Origin of the sequence: Streptomyces sp. NBC_00433 (assembly GCA_036015235.1) — a bacterium.
Classification (GTDB): Bacteria; Actinomycetota; Actinomycetes; order Streptomycetales; family Streptomycetaceae; genus Actinacidiphila.
In genome coordinates, this window is the sequence record CP107926.1 from 7,381,693 (window position 1) to 7,399,105 (window position 17,413).

At 73.7% G+C, this 17,413-nt stretch carries 16 protein-coding genes; 13 read left to right on the forward strand and 3 right to left on the reverse strand.

What is annotated here, in order from left to right:
- The first annotated feature begins 23 nt into the window (after window positions 1-23).
- From OG900_31560 to OG900_31595, 8 genes are all read left to right on the forward strand, one after another.
- Window positions 24-647 carry an NUDIX hydrolase gene (locus tag OG900_31560; GenBank protein WUH94223.1) on the forward strand — a complete coding sequence of 208 codons (624 nt, stop codon included), beginning with the start codon at window positions 24-26 and terminating at the stop codon, window positions 645-647.
- An 832-nt stretch (window positions 648-1,479) separates the two neighbouring features.
- Window positions 1,480-3,411, forward strand: coding sequence for a tetratricopeptide repeat protein (locus OG900_31565; protein ID WUH95999.1), 1,932 nt, complete (start codon window positions 1,480-1,482; stop codon window positions 3,409-3,411).
- A 217-nt stretch (window positions 3,412-3,628) separates the two neighbouring features.
- Window positions 3,629-4,744 (forward strand): alanine dehydrogenase, encoded by a 1,116-nt coding sequence (gene ald, locus OG900_31570; GenBank protein WUH96000.1) that lies wholly within the window; start codon window positions 3,629-3,631, stop codon window positions 4,742-4,744.
- Window positions 4,745-5,031: 287 nt separating this feature from the next.
- Complete coding sequence (locus OG900_31575) at window positions 5,032-6,078, forward strand: ParA family protein (GenBank protein ID WUH94224.1); 1,047 nt, start codon at window positions 5,032-5,034, stop codon at window positions 6,076-6,078.
- A complete protein-coding gene (locus tag OG900_31580) occupies window positions 6,063-6,764 on the forward strand; it encodes a hypothetical protein (GenBank protein ID WUH94225.1) in 702 nt (233 codons plus the stop codon). The genes OG900_31575 and OG900_31580 overlap by 16 nt, the downstream gene beginning before the upstream one ends.
- Window positions 6,765-6,827: 63 nt before the next feature.
- Window positions 6,828-7,874 carry a segregation/condensation protein A gene (locus tag OG900_31585; GenBank protein WUH94226.1) on the forward strand — a complete coding sequence of 349 codons (1,047 nt, stop codon included), beginning with the start codon at window positions 6,828-6,830 and terminating at the stop codon, window positions 7,872-7,874.
- Complete coding sequence (gene scpB / locus OG900_31590; GenBank protein ID WUH94227.1) at window positions 7,871-8,563, forward strand: SMC-Scp complex subunit ScpB; 693 nt, start codon at window positions 7,871-7,873, stop codon at window positions 8,561-8,563. Before OG900_31585 ends, scpB begins: the two co-directional genes overlap by 4 nt.
- The gene (locus OG900_31595) at window positions 8,563-9,720 is read left to right on the forward strand and encodes an rRNA pseudouridine synthase (protein WUH94228.1); all 1,158 of its coding nucleotides are present in this window, start codon (window positions 8,563-8,565) and stop codon (window positions 9,718-9,720) included. The genes scpB and OG900_31595 overlap by 1 nt, the downstream gene beginning before the upstream one ends.
- A gap of 1 nt (window position 9,721) precedes the next feature.
- Here OG900_31595 and OG900_31600 read toward each other — a convergent pair whose 3' ends face one another.
- The gene (locus OG900_31600) at window positions 9,722-10,447 is read right to left on the reverse strand and encodes a nucleotidyltransferase domain-containing protein (protein WUH94229.1); all 726 of its coding nucleotides are present in this window, start codon (window positions 10,445-10,447) and stop codon (window positions 9,722-9,724) included.
- A gap of 216 nt (window positions 10,448-10,663) precedes the next feature.
- On the opposite strand from OG900_31600, the gene OG900_31605 reads away from it, so the two are divergent.
- The 4 genes from OG900_31605 (at window position 10,664) to der (ending at window position 14,807) form a co-directional block, all read left to right on the forward strand.
- Window positions 10,664-11,749, forward strand: a complete 1,086-nt coding sequence (locus OG900_31605) for a prephenate dehydrogenase (protein ID WUH94230.1) — start codon at window positions 10,664-10,666, stop codon at window positions 11,747-11,749.
- A 182-nt stretch (window positions 11,750-11,931) separates the two neighbouring features.
- Complete coding sequence (gene cmk / locus OG900_31610) at window positions 11,932-12,612, forward strand: (d)CMP kinase (GenBank protein ID WUH94231.1); 681 nt, start codon at window positions 11,932-11,934, stop codon at window positions 12,610-12,612.
- A gap of 77 nt (window positions 12,613-12,689) precedes the next feature.
- Window positions 12,690-13,274, forward strand: a complete 585-nt coding sequence (locus tag OG900_31615) for a 1-acyl-sn-glycerol-3-phosphate acyltransferase (protein ID WUH96001.1) — start codon at window positions 12,690-12,692, stop codon at window positions 13,272-13,274.
- A 75-nt stretch (window positions 13,275-13,349) separates the two neighbouring features.
- A complete protein-coding gene (der, locus tag OG900_31620; protein WUH94232.1) occupies window positions 13,350-14,807 on the forward strand; it encodes a ribosome biogenesis GTPase Der in 1,458 nt (485 codons plus the stop codon).
- A 12-nt stretch (window positions 14,808-14,819) separates the two neighbouring features.
- Here the strand turns inward: der and OG900_31625 are convergent, their stop codons facing one another.
- Together OG900_31625 and OG900_31630 are read right to left on the reverse strand one after the other, a co-directional pair.
- The gene (locus OG900_31625; GenBank protein WUH94233.1) at window positions 14,820-15,068 is read right to left on the reverse strand and encodes a hypothetical protein; all 249 of its coding nucleotides are present in this window, start codon (window positions 15,066-15,068) and stop codon (window positions 14,820-14,822) included.
- A 612-nt stretch (window positions 15,069-15,680) separates the two neighbouring features.
- On the reverse strand, window positions 15,681-16,511 hold the full coding sequence (locus OG900_31630) for a hypothetical protein (protein ID WUH94234.1): 831 nt from the start codon (window positions 16,509-16,511) through the stop codon (window positions 15,681-15,683).
- 204 nt (window positions 16,512-16,715) lie between these two features.
- On the opposite strand from OG900_31630, the gene OG900_31635 reads away from it, so the two are divergent.
- A complete protein-coding gene (locus tag OG900_31635) occupies window positions 16,716-17,318 on the forward strand; it encodes a LysM peptidoglycan-binding domain-containing protein (GenBank protein ID WUH94235.1) in 603 nt (200 codons plus the stop codon).
- Window positions 17,319-17,413 lie beyond the last annotated feature (95 nt).

Genomic DNA, 17,413 nt, shown 5'->3' on the forward strand with positions numbered 1-17,413 from the left:
ACCCCTTTCCTGGAAGGCGCAGCATGCTCAAGGACACCCCGGAGGAGTGGCGCGTCACCGCCACGTCCACGCCCTTCACCGGCAAGAAGACCAGCGTCCGCACGGACGAGGTCGTCATGCCCGACGGAAGCACGGCGACCCGGGACTACCAGGTCCACCCCGGTTCGGTCGCCGTCCTCGCGCTCGACGAGCAGGACCGGGTGCTGGTACTCCGCCAGTACCGGCACCCGGTGCGGCACAAGCTCTGGGAGATCCCGGCCGGGCTGCTCGACATCCCCGGCGAGAATCCGCTGCACGCGGCTCAGCGGGAGCTGTACGAGGAGGCGCACGTCAAGGCCGAGGACTGGCGCGTCCTCACCGACGTCTACACCACACCCGGCGGGTCTGACGAGGCCGTCCGGGTCTTCCTCGCCCGGGGGATCTCCGAGGCGGAGGGCGACCGCTACGAGGTCTCCGAGGAGGAGGCCGACATGGAGGTCGCCCGGGTGCCCCTCGCGGACCTCATCGCCGGCGCGCTCGCCGGGGACCTCCACAACAACTGCATGATCGTCGGGGCGCTTGCCCTGCGGGCGGCTCAGATGGGCGACGGCCTCGACGCCCTGCGCCCTCCCGACGCCCCCTGGCCCGCCCGCCCCTTCACCCCCTAGCCCCGGGGGCCCGGCTACGGACACCACACTCGCGGCCCGGTGGGTTGCGCGCGCAGTTCCCCGCGCCCCTGGAAAGCGCGTGCCCTCTGCGCAGAGCCCTTGGCGAGGGCGAACGCTGGGCGCAGGAGGACGCAGGCCAAAAGGGGCGCGGGGAACTGCGCGACAAGCCCCCACTGGGCCGCAGGCAAGCACCGCACCGCAAGTGGCGATCACCCAGGGGCGCGGGGAACTGCGCGACCAGCCACGGCGGACCGCAACTGTGGAGTCCACAGCAGCACCCCGCAGGGAGTGGCGGGGAACCGCGCGACAAGCCCCCACTGGGCCGCAGGCAAGCACCGCACCGCAAGGGGCAGCACCCCAGGGGCGCGGGGAACTGCGCGACCAGCCACAGCGGACCGCAACTGTGGAGTCCGTAGCAGCACCCCGCAGGGAGTGGCGGGGAACCGCGCGACAAGCCCCCACTGGGCCGCAGGCAAGCACCGCACCGCAAGGGGCAGCACCCCAGGGGCGCGGGGAACTGCGCGACCAGCCACAGCGGACCGCAACTGTGGAGTCCGTAGCAGCACCCCGCAGGGAGCGGCGGGGAACCGCGCGACAAGCCCCCGCCGGGGGAAGGCGACCGCTCACCGCAAGCGGCACCCCGGGCCGCAAACGCACTCGCAGAGCCCCGCTTCAACTACGCTCGTCGCCGTAGCGGCATACGCCGACGCGGTGACCAGGAACGACCCAGCCGGGAGCGTGGCCCGTGACAGAGCAGTCCCTCCGGTCGGACCCTGCTGCCCCGCGGCCCGGCGGGGACGTCGGCGACGGCGGAGTCGTCGCGCTTCCCGGGGTGCCGGCGGAATTCGTCGGGCGGGACAGGGAGCTGGCGGAGCTGCTCGCGGAGATCGATCGGCCGGGGCTGGGCAGCGGCAAGCCGACGGCCGCACGGGTGCTGCTGGTGGCCGGGCGGCCGGGGACCGGCCGCACCGCGCTGGCGCTGCGGCTCGCCGCGGAGGTGGCCGAGCGCTATCCCGACGGCCGCTTCTTCGTCCGGCTGACCAGCGCGGAGGGCGCACCCGTACCGGTCGAGCAGGTCGCGCGCGGGTTGCAGCGGGCCCTGGGCGGCCCGGGGGCCGCACGGCGGCGCCTGCTGCTGGTGCTCGACGACGTGGTGCAGGCAGGGCAGCTGGCCGCGCTGCTGCCCGACTCGCCCGACAGCCTGGTCGTGGCCACCTCGGGCGGCCCGCTGTCCGGCGTACCCGACGTACGCCCCTGCACGCTCGGCGGGCTGGACACGCCGGCCGCCGTACAGCTCCTGGCGGCGACCCTGGGCGCCACCCGTGTCAGCTGCGACCCGCGGGGCGCGGAGACGCTCGTCCACGAACTCGCCGGCCATCCCACGGCCCTCCACCTGACCGCCGGCTGGATGGCCGCCCGCCCGGGTCTGTCCTTCGCCGACACGACCGACCGCCTGCGCGCCGTCCCGCCGACGCCCCCGCAGGTGCCGGGGGTCGTGCCCCGCCCGGCCGGCCCGCCGCCGGCCGACCGCTACCAGCCCGCCGCGGGCGAGCTGGTGCGGGCCTTCCGGCTGGCCTACGACGCACTGCCCGGCGTGGCAGCGCGGATGCTGCGGCTCCTCGTGCTGGCGCCCGCCGGGGTCGTGGACGCCCAGGGGGCGTCGGCCCTGGCCGGGTGCGGGGTGGACGTGGCGGAGGGGGTGCTGGCCGATTTCGTGCGGGACGGGCTGGTGGCAGGCGGGGGGTCGCTGCACCGGGTGCCTGGGTGCCTGGAGCCGATGCTGGCCGGGCTGCTCGCGGAGGGGGAGCGGGCGGAGGAGGTGCGGCTGGCGCGGGCCAGGATGCTGGAGCGGACGGTGCGGCTGCTGCTGTCGTGCCGGGCGGCGCTGGCCCGGGAGCCGGTGGAGGACGGGACGCCGCGGGCTCTGCGGTTCGACACCGCCCAGGCGGCAGCCGGGTGGCTGGAGTCGCGGCTGCCCGCCCTGCTGGCCGCCGCACGCTCCGCGGTCGCGGACGGCGAGCTGGACACGCTCGCCCGCCGCCTGGTGGCCGCCCTGGTCCGCGCGCTGGCCGCCTTCCCCGGCGGCGACGCGATGGCCGCCGAGCGCTACGAGCTGCACTCCCTCGTGCTGGACGTCGCGGAGCGCCGCGGGCTGGTCAGGGAGCAGGCGGCCGCCTTGATAAACCTCGGCGACCTGGACGCCGCCGCGGGCCGCACCGACCGCGCGCTCGACCGCTACCGCGTCGCCCTGGACGCGGCCCGCGCGAGCGACGACCGGCAGGCCGAGGGCCGCGTCCTGGAGGCGCTGGGCGGTACGTACCTGGAGCGGCACGACCCGGGCCGCGCCTTCGACTGGTACGGCCGGGCGCTGGCCCTGCGCCAGGCCGGCGGCGAACTCGCCGACCAGGCCAGGCTGCACGGCAGGATCGGCACCCTGCTGGCTTACACCGGCCAGTACGGCCCCGCGCTGCGCGCCTGGCGCACGGCAGCCGGCATCAGCAAGCGGCTGGGCGACCTGCCCGCCCAGGCCCGCGCCCTGGCCGAGGCGGCCCGGGCGCAGGAGTCCGCGGGCCGCCCGGAGGACGCGGTACGCAGCTGCCGCGACGCGCTGTACTGGGCGCGGCAGGCGGGCGACCGCCGGCTGGAGGCGGCGCTGCTGCTGCGGCTCGCCGACCTGCTGGACCGGCTCGGCGACCCGGAGGGCGCCAGGTTGCAGCGCGAGGCGGCGAACGGCCTGTTCAACCCGGGTGCGCAGCCCGGCTGAGCTGCCGGCCCATCCTTGGCCGCAACCCCTCACCAGCCTACGAAACCGCCAATGCTCCGCTCAGAACCAGCCACTTTGTAAGGCTGGACAGCGGCAATTCCTTCACTAGACTGGGCCTGGCCGCACACAACGCGGTCAGGTCCGACGTGTCGTGCCAATCCGCACGATGTCAGGACGATCCAGCCGGTTATCCCTGAGTGCAAGGACCGTGATCGACGTGAAGGTGGGCATCCCCCGCGAGGTCAAGAACAACGAGTTCCGCGTGGCCATCACCCCGGCCGGCGTGCACGAGCTCGTACGAGGCGGACACCAGGTCGTCGTCGAGGAGGGCGCGGGCGGCGGCTCGTCCATCCCCGACGCCGAGTACACCGCGGCCGGCGCCGCCATACTCGGCACCGCCGACGAGGTCTGGGCGGCGGCCGACCTGCTGCTGAAGGTCAAGGAGCCGGTCGCCGAGGAATACCGCCGGCTGCGCAAGGGCCAGGTCCTCTTCACCTACCTGCACCTCGCGGCCTCCCGCGAGTGCACCGACGCGCTGCTGGAGTCAGGCACCACCGCGATCGCGTACGAGACGGTCGAGACCGCCGACCGCAGGCTGCCGCTGCTCGCCCCGATGTCCGAGGTCGCGGGCCGGCTCGCCCCGCAGGTCGGCGCCTACCACCTGATGCGCTCGGCCGGCGGCCGCGGGGTGCTGCCCGGCGGGGTGCCCGGAGTGCGGTCCGGGCGGGCCGTCGTCATCGGTGCCGGCGTCTCCGGCTGGCACGCCACCACCATCGCGCTCGGCCTCGGCTTCCACGTCACGCTGCTCGACAAGGACGTCAACAAGCTGCGCGAGGCGGACAAGGTCTTCGGCAACCGGGTGCAGACCATCGCTTCCAACGCCCTCGCCCTCGAACAGGCCGTGCTGGAGGCCGACCTGGTGGTCGGCGCGGTGCTGATCCCGGGCGCCAAGGCGCCCAAGCTGGTCACCAACGAGCTGGTCTCGCGCATGAAGCCGGGCGCGGTGCTGGTGGACATCGCGATCGACCAGGGCGGCTGCTTCGAGGACTCCCGGCCGACCACCCACGCGGAACCGACCTTCACCGTCCACGAGTCGGTCTTCTACTGCGTCGCCAACATGCCCGGCGCGGTGCCCAACACCTCGACGTACGCGCTGACCAACGCCACCCTGCCCTACGTCCTGGAGCTGGCCGACCGCGGCTGGCGCGAGGCGCTGCGCCGCGACCCGGCGCTCGCGCTCGGCCTCAACGCCCATGAGGGACAGGTCGTTTACGGTCCGGTGGCCGACGCGCACGGACTGGATTCGGTCGAACTGCGCACACTGCTTGGCTGATAGCGGCACGTGGTGTCACCGCGGTGTCAACACCGCACCTCCGGCCGGGTCTTGCCACGTCAGGACCCGGCCGTTCGTCTGCTTACGCCCTTGACAGCCGGGTGTTCGGTTGCCGACACATCGTGCCGTGTCCGGCGGATTGTGTTGCTGTGAACCACCGACACGCCATAGAGTCGCGAATCGTCGGCTGTAGTCACGCCGACCTGTCTAGAAGTTTCCTGGTCACCAAGGAGGTAAGACGACTTGTGAATGAGTCGACATTTGCTCCCGGGGGTGGTCAACCAGGAATGACCGTCGGTTCCGTCTCGGTCCGCACCTTCGAGTCCCGCAGGGCTGAGACGGCCGCAGAGACGCAACCTGCTTACGCCATGGCGCCTTTCAACGACGACAACGACTTGCAGGACGGTCAGTTCTACGACCCCGACGCGGAGTACGAGCCCGATCCGGAGTACGCCGCGACGCTCGCCCCCGACGCGGCCCGCCAGCGCCGTGAACGCGTCGGCCCCACAGGCCGGCCGCTGCCCTACTTCCCGATCCCCAATCCGCTCACCGACCACGGCCCGGCGAAGATCGTCGCGATGTGCAACCAGAAGGGCGGGGTCGGCAAGACCACCTCGACCATCAACCTGGGCGCCGCGCTCGCCGAGTACGGCCGCAGGGTGCTGCTGGTCGACTTCGACCCGCAGGGAGCGCTGTCCGTCGGACTCGGCGTCAACCCGATGGAACTGGACATCACCGTCTACAACCTGCTGATGGAGCGCGGGCTCGCGGCGGACGAGGTGCTGCTCAAGACCGCGGTGCCGGGCATGGACCTGCTGCCCAGCAACATCGACCTGTCGGCCGCCGAGGTGCAGCTGGTCAGCGAGGTGGCCAGGGAGTCGACCCTGCAGCGCGCCCTCAAGCCGCTGATGGCCGACTACGACTACATCGTGATCGACTGCCAGCCCTCGCTCGGCCTGCTCACCGTCAACGCGCTCACCGCCGCGCACTCGGTGATCGTGCCGCTGGAGTGCGAGTTCTTCGCGCTGCGCGGGGTCGCGCTGCTCACCGAGACCATCGAGAAGGTCCGCGAACGGCTCAATCCCGAGCTGGAGCTCGACGGCATCCTCGCCACCATGTACGACTCGCGGACCGTGCACAGCCGGGAGGTGCTGGCCCGCGTGGTCGAGGCCTTCGACGAGCACGTCTTCCACACCGTGATCGGCAGGACCGTGCGCTTCCCCGAGACCACCGTGGCCGGCGAGCCGATCACCACCTACGCCTCCAACTCCGTCGGCGCCGCCGCGTATCGACAACTCGCCAGGGAGGTGCTCGCCCGGTGCCACGCCGAGTGACCCTCCCGGGCGCCGACGAGCTGTTCCGGACCACCGGGGGTGCGGCGCTCCAGGCACCGCAGCCCCGGCAGCAGCCGCAGCAGCACACCGGCGGCGACCCGCAGGGCGACACGCGGCCGCGGTCCGGCCAGGAGCCCGGCCGCGACGGCGAGGCGGCGGAGGGCGACCCGGACACGGCCGGCGACGGCCGGGACCGCGGCGGCAAGGACCAGGGCGGCACCGCCGAGCACGGCGGCCGCGACATCCCGCAGGGCCGCAGGCCGCTCGGCGGCGCGGGCACCGCGACCGCCACCGTCAACGGCACCACCGCGGCGCCCCCGCAGCCGCACGTGCCCGTACAGCAGCCGTACACGCCCTCGGCGGCCGCGCAGCACTCCGTGGCCCCGCCGGTCACCGCACAGCCGCCACAGGGCCAGCCGGGGGCGCAGCAGGGCGCGGCCCGCCGCAAGGCACCCCGGCAGAACCGCCGCCCCAGCGGGCGCGAGCGGCACGACGAGAAGATCACGGTCTACGTGTCGGCCGAGGAGCTGATGGACCTGGAGCACGCCCGGCTGGTGCTGCGCGGCGAGCACGGCCTGGCCATCGACCGGGGCCGGATCGTCCGCGAGGCGGTGGCCGTGGTGCTCGCCGACCTGGAGTCGCGCGGCGACGCCAGCATTCTCGTACGCAGGCTGCGCGGGCGCTGAACCCCGCGGAAGCCGCCCGGGGGGAGATAGCCTGCCGTTTTCGCCCCCGCACCCTGGACCGCTATGCCGACCACCACGACCGACGACTCCGACCGCCCGCGCCGCCGCCTCGGCCGCGGCGCCCCGGCCTGGGCGGAGCCCGCGACGGCGGACGTGGAGACGCGCGTGCCCGAGGACGTGCCCGACGGCGCGGCGGCCGACGAGCCCGACGGCGTGGCGGCCGACGTGTCCGCGGACCCGCGGACAGCCGAGGCGCCCGCGCAGGAGGAGGCCGGTGACGGGCGGTTCACCGTGCGGCTGGCCAATTTCGAGGGGCCCTTCGACCTGCTGCTGCAGCTGATCTCCAAGCACAAGCTGGACGTCACCGAGGTCGCGCTGTCCAAGGTCACCAACGAGTTCATGGCGCACCTCCAGGCCATGGGGCCGGACTGGGACCTCGACCAGACCACCGAATTCCTGGTGGTCGCCGCCACGCTGCTCGACCTGAAGGCGGCCCGGCTGCTGCCCGCGGCCGAGGTCGAGGACGAGGCGGACCTCGCGCTGCTCGAGGCCCGCGACCTGCTCTTCGCCCGGCTGCTGCAATACCGCGCCTACAAGCGGATCGCGGCGATCTTCGCCGAGCGCCTGGAGCAGGAGGCGCTGCGCCACCCGCGTACCGTGGGCCTGGAACCGCAGCACGCGGACCTGCTGCCCGAGGTCGTGCTCAGCATCGGGCCCGAGCGCTTCGCGCAGCTCGCGGTCAAGGCGATGCAGCCCAGGCCCAGGCCGCAGGTGTACGTGGACCACATCCACGCGCCCCTGGTCAGCGTGCGCGAGCAGGCCGAGCATGTGATCGCGCTGCTGCGGGAGCGTGGCGCGGCCAGCTTCGGCGACCTCACCGCGGACGCACCCGACACGCTCACCGTGGTGGCGCGCTTCCTGGCGCTGCTCGAGCTCTACCGGGAGAAGGCGGTCGCGCTGGACCAGGAGGAGGCGCTGGGCGAGCTGCAGGTCCGCTGGACCGGCGGGGAGCAGCCGCCCGACGCCCCGCTGGTGACCGACGAATTCGACCAGGAGGCCGCGGCAGAGCCCGCCAAGGACCGGAAAGCAGCGAACGGAGAGCAACGATGACCGACGTGGCGGATCTCACCGCGGGGCTCGATCTGCCCGAGCAGCAGGCCCCGCCGACCGGGCTGCTGAGCGCGGCCACCGCCGGGCTCGAGCTGAAACCGGCGCTCGAAGCGGTGCTGATGGTGGTGGACGAACCCGCCACCGAGGAGGCGCTCGCGAAGGTGCTCGACCGCCCGCGCCGGGCCGTCCGCAAGGCGCTGCGCGAGCTGTCCGACGACTACACCCGCGAGGGCAGGGGCTTCGACCTGCGCCTTGTCGCCGGCGGCTGGCGTTTCTACACCAGGCCGGCCTTCGCGCCCGCGGTGGAGAAATTCGTCCTGGACGGCCAGCACGCCCGGCTGACCCAGGCCGCGCTGGAAACCCTCGCGGTGGTCGCCTACCGGCAGCCGGTCAGCCGCTCGCGCGTCTCCGCGGTGCGCGGGGTCAACTGCGACGGCGTCATGCGGACGCTGCTGCAGCGCGGTCTCGTGGCCGAAGGTGGGACGGAACCCGAGACAGGTGCGATCCTGTACAGGACGACGAACTACTTCCTGGAACGCATGGGCCTGCGCAGCCTTGACGAGCTGCCCGCGCTCGCCCCGTTCCTCCCGGAGGCGGAAGCGGTCGAGGCGGAGTCCCAGGAGGGGCTGCCGTCGTTCGACCCGGACGCCCCGGACGAGCCATCGACCCTTGTGAATACGGAAACTTGATGCGAAGCAGCGACAGGAACAGCGGCGGCGGCGACCGTAACCCCCGGGGCGGTGCCGACAGGCGCGGGAGCGGCGGCCAGGACCGCAGAGGGTCCGGCGCCGGCTCCGGCCGCGGTGCCGGCTCCGGCGGGCGCGGCGGCGACGCCCCCCGGCGCGGGGACGCCCCCGGGCGGGCCGACGGCCCGCCGCAGCGCCCCAGCAAGCCGCGCCCCGAGGAGCGCCGCTACGACGTCGGCGGCACCGGCCAGTCCGGTGCGAACAAGCCCGGCGGCATGCCCCGTACCAAGCCCGGCAGCAACAAGCCGACCGGCAACCGCGGCCGCGGGCCGGTCCCGGCCCGCCCGCGCGAGCTGGAGGCGCAGATCGAGGAGCGTAACCGGGAGCGGCACAGCAAGCCCAAGCTGAACCTGCCCAAGACCTTCCCGGGCGCCGAGCAGGAGGGCGAGCGGCTGCAGAAGGTGCTGGCCAGGGCGGGCATGGGCTCCCGGCGGGCCTGCGAGGAGCTGATCGAGCAGCACCGCGTCGAGGTCAACGGGCGGATCGTCACCGAGCAGGGCCTGCGGGTCGACACCGACCACGACGAGGTCAAGGTCGACGGGCTGACCGTGGCCACCCAGTCGTATCTCTTCTTCGCGCTGAACAAACCCGCAGGGGTCGTCTCCACCATGGAGGACCCCGACGGGCGGCAGTGCCTCGGCGACTACGTCACCAACCGGGAGACCCGGCTCTTCCACGTCGGGCGGCTCGACACCGAGACCGAGGGACTGATCCTGCTCACCAACCACGGCGAGCTGGCCCACCGGCTGACCCACCCCCGCTACGGCGTGCAGAAGACCTACCTCGCCGCGATCCAGGGCCCGCTGCCGCGCGACCTTGGCAAGCAGCTCAAGAGCGGTATCGAGCTGGAGGACGGCTGGGCCAGGGCCGACCACTTCAGGATCGTGCAGAACACCGGGAAGAATTACCTGGTCGAGGTCACCCTGCACGAGGGCCGCAAGCACATCGTGCGGCGGATGCTCGCCGAGGCCGGCTTCCCGGTCGACAAGCTGGTCCGCACCAGCTTCGGCCCGATCCCGCTGGGCGACCAGAAGTCCGGCTGGCTGCGCCGGCTGACCAACACCGAGGTCGGCATGCTGATGCACGAGGTCGAGCTGTAGGTCAGCCCGGTAAGCGGCCGGCGTCCACGGGCGCCGCCGCCTCCGCCGACGCCCGCCGGACCCGTACCAGGAAGTCCTCCACCCTGGCCCGGTCCGGCTCCTCGGGCAGCGCGGTCCTGTCCGCGGCCTCGTCCACCTCGCTGTGCAGCGTCCGCATCCAGCCGCGGGCCTCCTCCCAGCCCAGCTCGCCCCGCCGCACCGCGAGCAGGTCCTCCCGCCGGTCGCCGACGTCGATCGTCAGGGTGCCGGTGCGCAGCAGGTCGCGGCAGCTGAGCAGCAGCCGCAGCAGATGCATGGCGTGCTTCCAGCGCGGCTCGCCGTGGACGCGGATGTCCGCTTCGAGCCGGCCGAGCTGCTGGGCGGCGTAACCGCGGAAGCTCGCAGCGACCCTGCGGGACAGGAAGGCGTCCCGCAGGTCGAGCAGCTCCCGCCCGGTGGCGTCCAGGCGCTCGACCAGCGGTGAGTGCAGGCACTCAAGCACGTTGGGGTTGGCGCGCAGCGCGAGGGTGCAGAAGCGCTCGACCTCCCAGGAGAATTCCTCGTCCCGCGGCCCGCTGACATGGGTCGGCGGCTTGTCGAGCCGCCAGAACAGCGGCGCGGGGGCCACGAACACCCCGCGCCGGTCGGTGTCGCTGCTCTCGGTGGCAAGACCGAACGCCCGCGAGCCCATGACACACGCGTAGACCGTGTGCTCGCGCACGAGATCGTGCCCCAGGGATTCACGCATGGTGGCGATTATCGCCATCCCGCGCGCCCGCGCGCCGGGGATTTCCTGCTTCGGACGGTCACCAGGGGGTTTACGGTGAGTGCGGGACGCCTGGTGCCGGCCTCGCGGCGGCGCGTCTCGCGGTACGGTCCCGGGTCTCACCGTCGGCCCGCGCTGGCTACGCTGGACGACCGGACCCCGGCCGCACCCGCCCTCCTTCCGCAAGGACACCGCCACGTGAGAACCGCACTCGTCATCGGCGCAGGACTCGTCGGTACGTCGGCCGCGCTCGCGCTCACCGCCCGCGGTGTCGACGTCCGGCTCAGCGACCAGGACGACTCCGCCGCCAGGACCGCGGCGGCGCTCGGCGCGGGCAGCGCGGTGCCGCCCGAGGACACCGTCGACCTGGTGATCGTCGCGGTGCCGCCGGCGCATGTCGCGGCCACCCTGGCCGACGCGATGGCCCGCGGCCTGGGCCACGGCTACCTCGACGTGGCCAGCGTCAAGGGCGGCCCGCGCCGCGACCTGGAAGCCCTCGGCTGCGACCTGTCCGCCTACATCGGCACGCACCCGATGGCGGGCCGCGAGCGCTCGGGGCCGCTCGCCGCCACCGAGGACCTCTTCGACGGCCGCCCCTGGGTGCTCACCCCGACCCCGGCCACAGCCACCGATGTGCTCAACCTCGCGCTCGAACTGGTCGCGCTGTGCCGGGCCGTCCCCGTCGTGATGGACGCCGAGGCCCACGACCGGGCGGTCGCGCTCGTCTCGCACACCCCGCAGCTGGTCTCCAGCCTGGTCGCCGCCCGGCTCGAACACGCCGACGAGAGCGCGGTGCGGCTGTGCGGGCAGGGCATCCTCGACGTGACCCGGATCGCCGGGTCCGAGCCGGCGATGTGGATGGACATCCTCACCGCGAACCCCGGCCCGGTCGCCGACGTCCTCGCCGACCTCGCCGCCGACCTCGGCAGCACCGTGGAGGCGCTGCGGGCCTTGCAGAGCGCGGACGACGCGAAGCGCGGCGACGGCGCCGCCGCGGTGCGGGACGTGCTGCACCGAGGCCGGGCCGGCCGCGCCAAGGTGCCCGGCAAGCACGGGGCCGCCCCGAAGGCGTACGAGGTCGTCGCCGTCCTCATCGGCGACCAGCCGGGCGAGCTGGCCCGCCTCTTCGCCGACGCCGGCTCCGCCGGGGTGAACATCGAGGACGTGCGCATCGAGCACAGTACGGCCCAGCAGGCGGGGCTGGTCCAGCTCTTCGTCGAGCCGCGCTCGGCCCCCGTGCTCGCAGCCGCGCTGCGCGACCGCGCGTGGTCGCTGCGGCCGTGAGGCCCCTCGGGCTGCCGGGCCCGCACGTCCCGGGACCTTCCCGCCGTCGTGGCCGGTCGCGCAGTTCCCCGCGCCCCTTCGGGGCTCGGGTCCTCCGGGGGGATCGGGAGCACCCGATTGGCCGGTAATCTAGGTGGAATGGCCCGGCGCCCAGCCGGGTGGCACGAGGAAGGCCTTCCGCTGTGGACAACCCGGTGATCGTCGCGATCGACGGCCCCTCCGGCACAGGCAAGTCCAGCACCTCCAAGGCGGTCGCCGCCAAGCTCGGGCTCAGCTATCTGGACACCGGCGCGCAGTACCGGGCCATCACCTGGTGGATGCTGACCAACGGCATCGACGTCGACGACCCGGACGCCGTCGCGGACAGCGCGGGCAAGCCGTCGATCGTGTCGGGCACCGACCCCCTCGACCCGCAGATCAGCGTCGACGGCGTCGACGTGACCGGGCCGATCCGCTCGCAGGAGGTCACCGCGGCCGTCAGCGCGGTCAGCGCGGTGCCCGAGGTCCGCGCCCGCATGGTCGAATTCCAGCGCGCCGCCGCCGCGACCGCGGACACCGGCATAGTGGTCGAGGGCCGCGACATCGGCACCACCGTGCTGCCCGGCGCGACAGCGAAGATCTTCCTCACCGCCTCCGCCGAGGTCCGCGCCGCCCGCCGCAGCACCGAGCTGAAGGGCGCGGTGAGCGTGGCCGCCACCCAGGAGGCGCTGATCAGGCGGGACGCCGCCGACTCCGGCCGCAAGACCTCCCCGCTGGCCAAGGCCGCGGACGCGATCGAGGTCGACACCTCGGAGCTGACCCTCGACCAGGTCGTGGACCGTGTCGTCGCCCTGGTCGAGGAAAGGCGGGCGACCGTCAGGTGACCACCGAGCACCACCAGGCACCCGCGCTGCCCAGCCCGCGCGGCGCGGCCGTCGCCCGCGGTATCGGCATCGGCCTGATGAACGGCCTGTGGCGCCCCCGGGTGCTCGGCGCCTGGCGCATCCCCGCGAAGGGCCCGCTGATCCTGGCCGGCAACCACGCGCACAACATCGACGGCCCGATGCTGATCGGCACCTCGCCGCGGCCGCTGCACTTCCTGGTGAAGAAGGAGGCCTTCGTCGGGCCGCTCGACCCGTTCCTGCGGGCGATCGGCCAGATCGAGGTCGACAGGGCGGGCGCCGACCGCACCGCGATCGCCCACGCGCTCGGGGTGCTGGCGCACGGCGGTGTGCTCGGCATATTCCCCGAGGGCACCCGCGGCGGCGCCGAATTCGCCGAGCTGCGTGCGGGGCTGGCGTATTTCGCGCTGCGCTCCGGGGCGCGGATCGTGCCGGTCGCGGTGCTGGGCAGCGCCCACAAGGGCCGGCTGGTGTCCGCACTGCCGCCGCTGCGCAGCAGGATCGACGTCGTCTACGGCGAGGCCTTCGCCGCCGGCGACGGGTCGGGGCGGCGCACCCGCGGCGCCCTGGACGCCGCCACCCTGCGCATCCAGGACCGGCTGACCGCACACATGGCCGAGGCCCGGCGGGCCACCGGCCGCTGAACCACCGCCGCCGCACCGCACCGGCTGACGCCGGGCGGCGCCGCGCGCACCACTGTTGACCGACGGAGAGAACCAATGGACCAGCACGACCAGCACGGCGAGACCGGCGCGCTCGGCGACGCCGAATACGCCGAGTTCATGGAACTCGCCGCCGAAGAGGGCTTCGACCTCGAAGAGGTCGCCGACGACCTCGCGGAGGCGGGCCACGGCCCGCTGCCCGTGCTCGCCGTCGTCGGCCGGCCGAACGTCGGCAAGTCGACCCTCGTCAACCGGATCATCGGCCGCCGCGAGGCAGTGGTCGAGGACAAGCCGGGCGTCACCCGCGACCGCGTCACGTACGAGGCGAACTGGAACGGCCGCCGCTTCAAGATCGTCGACACCGGCGGCTGGGAGCAGGACGTCCTGGGCATCGACGCCTCGGTCGCCGCGCAGGCCGAGTTCGCCATCGAGGCCGCCGACGCGGTGGTCTTCGTGGTCGACGCCACCGTCGGCGCCACCGACACCGACGAGGCCGTCGTCAAGCTGCTGCGCAGGGCGGGCAAGCCGGTCGTGCTGGCCGCCAACAAGGTCGACGGACCTTCCGGCGAGGCGGACGCCGCCGCGCTGTGGAACCTCGGCCTCGGCGAGCCCTTCCCGGTCTCCTCGCTGCACGGCCGCGGCACCGGCGACCTGCTGGACGCGATCCTCGACGTGCTGCCCGAGGCGCCCGCCATGACCTTCGGCGACGCCGTCGGCGGCCCGCGCAGGATCGCGCTGATCGGCCGGCCGAACGTCGGCAAGTCCTCGATGCTGAACAAGATCGCCGGCGAGGACCGGGTGGTCGTCAACGAGATGGCGGGCACCACCCGCGACCCCGTCGACGAGCTGATCGAACTGGGCGGCATCACCTGGAAGTTCATCGACACCGCGGGCATCCGCCGCCGCGTCCACCTGACCGAGGGCGCCGACTACTACGCCAGCCTGCGCACCGCGGCCGCCCTGGAGAAGGCCGAGGTCGCGGTGATCCTGGTGGACGTCGCCGAGACGCTCGCCGAGCAGGACACCCGGATCATCTCGATGGCCGTCGAGGCCGGCCGCGCGGTCGTCATCGCCTACAACAAGTGGGACCTGCTCGACGAGGAGCGCCGCTACTACCTGGAGCGGGAGATCGAGCGCGACCTCGTCCAGGTGCAGTGGGCGCCCCGGGTCAACGTCTCGGCGCGCACCGGGCGCCACATGGAGAAGCTGGTCCCGGCCATCGAGGCCGCGCTGGCCGGCTGGGAGACCCGGGTGCCGACCGGCAGGCTCAACGCCTTCCTCGGCGAGATCGTCGCCTCCCACCCGCACCCGGTGCGCGGCGGCAAGCAGCCCCGCATCCTGTTCGGGACCCAGGCCGGCACCAAGCCGCCGCGCTTCGTGCTGTTCGCCTCCGGCTTCCTGGAGGCCGGCTACCGGCGCTTCATCGAGCGCCGGCTGCGTGAGGAGTTCGGCTTCACCGGCACCCCGATCCAGGTGTCGGTCCGGGTCCGCGAGAAGCGCGGCCGCAAGAAGTAGCCCTCCGGGCGGTCAGTGCTCGTTCATCCGGTTGTCGGGCCGGCCCGGCGGAAGCGCCGCCGGGCTGTTCCCCCGGTGCCGCCCCGGCGTCGTCGGCGGGAAGTCCGCCCGCCACGTGGAGAACCCGTTGAACTGCATCGACTCCTCGCCGGTTCGGTCCCCCGGCAGCGCACGGAAGAGCCGGCGGTACTCGCTGTACAGAGCGTCATAGATCGGCGTGGCCGAGCCACCACCCCCGGACGCGTCCGGCGCACTGCGCATCGACGGGATGTACCGCTGGAAGGGGGACCGGGAGGAGCCGTCAAAGGTCTGCACGTATCGCCAACGACCTGGCCTTCCGCCAGGATGCGGTCCACACGGTTGAACTTCCCCCCTTCCACAAGGGGGCACGCCTCCCCCGGGCGCGGGGTGGTGCGGCGCCCCTTCGCCAAGGGGTATGCCTTCCCCGGGCGCGGGGTGGTGCGGCGCCCCTTCGCCAAGGGGTATGCCTTCCCCGGGCGCGGGGCTGTGTGCGATCTGCGGCCGGCGCCGCGTGGTTGCGACCGGCCCTCCACCTGCCGTCGTGTGGCGACGGACCGCCACTACGTCAGGGGCGCGTGGGGGTACCCCCAGGCGAAGCTCTGGGGAGAACGGAGCGACCGGCCCCCATCGGGCGCGCGGGTCGTCACCGGCCGGAAGGGGCTGTTCGGTCCTCCCTCAGAGCTTTGCCCGGGGGTACCCCCATCTCGCTTCGCTCGGGACCACCGGCCGGTGGTGGGCTGGTCGCGCCCACGCGGCGCCGGCCGCAGATCGCACACAGCCCCGCGCCCCTGGGCGGTACCCACCGACGCGGGGGCACCGCGGAACCCCCGTGCCCGGGGGAGGGGGACCCGGTCAGGTCCCGGAGAGGGGCATGGTCGCGCCGACCAGCTGACCCCTGGCACAGGCCTTCGCGAGAGCGTCTCGCATGAGGTCCTCGCGGGGCTGGCGGCCGACCGAGCCGGCAGGCCCGGCGTAGACGTACACCGCGTTCGTGCGGCTGACCGCCGCGCGCCAGCCGTCGCTGACCTGGAGGGGCTGGTGGGCCTGCCACCACGCGGTGGCGGGCGCGCCGCCGACCGCCGGCTGGAGGACCGCGTGCAGCTTGCCCATCGCGAGCAGCACCGACCAGCCGGTCAGCGGCGACGGCGGCGCCTCCAGGTCGAGCTGCGGCATGAAGCCCTGCTCGATGAGCAGCGGCAGGAAGTCGTCACCGCCGCCGGTGGCGCCGACGCGGGCGACGGGCCCGGTCGGCTCGATGACCAGCGCGGGGCGCAGCGCCTCCTCGACGATGATCAGCCCGCAGGTGATGCCGAGCACCGCCTGCCGCGGCGCTGCCTCCGGAGAGGGCGCGGGCGGCAGGTAGGGCGCGGGCATCGGCGCGGTGAAGGCCGGCGCCGGCGGCTCCTCGTCGGCCGAGATGCTGCGTACCGCCCCCTGGAGCTGCTCCTCGGAGACCGGCACGACCTGCGAGGGGATGCAGGCGGCGTGCGCGAACGCCAGCACCGCGGTCTCTTCGCCGACGAAGAGCACGGTGCTCGTCCGCTCCTGCCCGGTGTCGCCCGGGGTGCGGCAGGACGTGCAGTCGTACATGCCCGGCGCGTTCTCGCCGGCGAGGAGCCGCTGTGTCTCCTCCTCGCCGATCTCGGCTCGTACCTCGTCGCTCACGTCGAGCAGGGGCGCCACGGGAGTCTCCTTGGTCCGTTTGGCCGGGCCTGCCCCGGCGCACTGTGACAACGGCCGGTCTGCGCCGGGAGTCACGGTTTGCCGGAGTGCGGGTTGGGGCACCGCAGGCCGACGGGGGAGCGGGTGGGCCGAACGGGTGTGGTGCGCGGCGGGGCGGGGCGTGCCGCACGGAAGCACGGGGGAGTACCTGCTTAGCGTGTGCCGATGAGCGAGAAATCGTCTTATCGTCATCGCCCGCGACGGCACCGCGCGACCGTCCTCGCCGGCCTCGGCACCGCAGCGCTGCTGCCGCTGATCGCCCAGCCCGCCGCGGCCGCGCAGACCGTACCCGAGCGCCCCGCGGGGGCCCACGTGGGGCAGCCCCGAGGGGACGCGGCGGGTGCGGTGGAGCGGGCCCGCTCCGTCTGGGACGACATCGCGATGTGCGAGAGCAGCGGCGACTGGCACATCAACACCGGCAACAGCTTCTTCGGCGGCCTGCAGTTCTGGCAGCCGACATGGAAGCTGTTCGGCGGCCTGAAGTACGCCGAGCGCGCCGACCTGGCCACCCCCGAGCAGCAGATCGCGGTCGCCGAGGCGGTGCTGCGGGTCCAGGGCTGGGGCGCCTGGCCGGCGTGTACCAAGCGGCTCGGCCTGAGCGACCACACGCTCCCGGTGCACACCGTGCGCGGCGGCGAGACGCTGTCGGACATCGCGGCCGACTTCGGTGTGTCCGGCGGCTGGCAGCGGCTCTACGAGCTGAACAAGGCGGTGGTCGGCGCCGATCCGGACAGGCTGGCCCCAGGGGTGGCCCTCACCCTCGACTGACGCGGAAGGCACCCGTCCGCCCCCTGAAGCCGGGGTGAAAAACCGGTGGTTGTTAGGGTCGGGGGTTGACAGTCCGTCAGCCCCCGGCCCAGGCC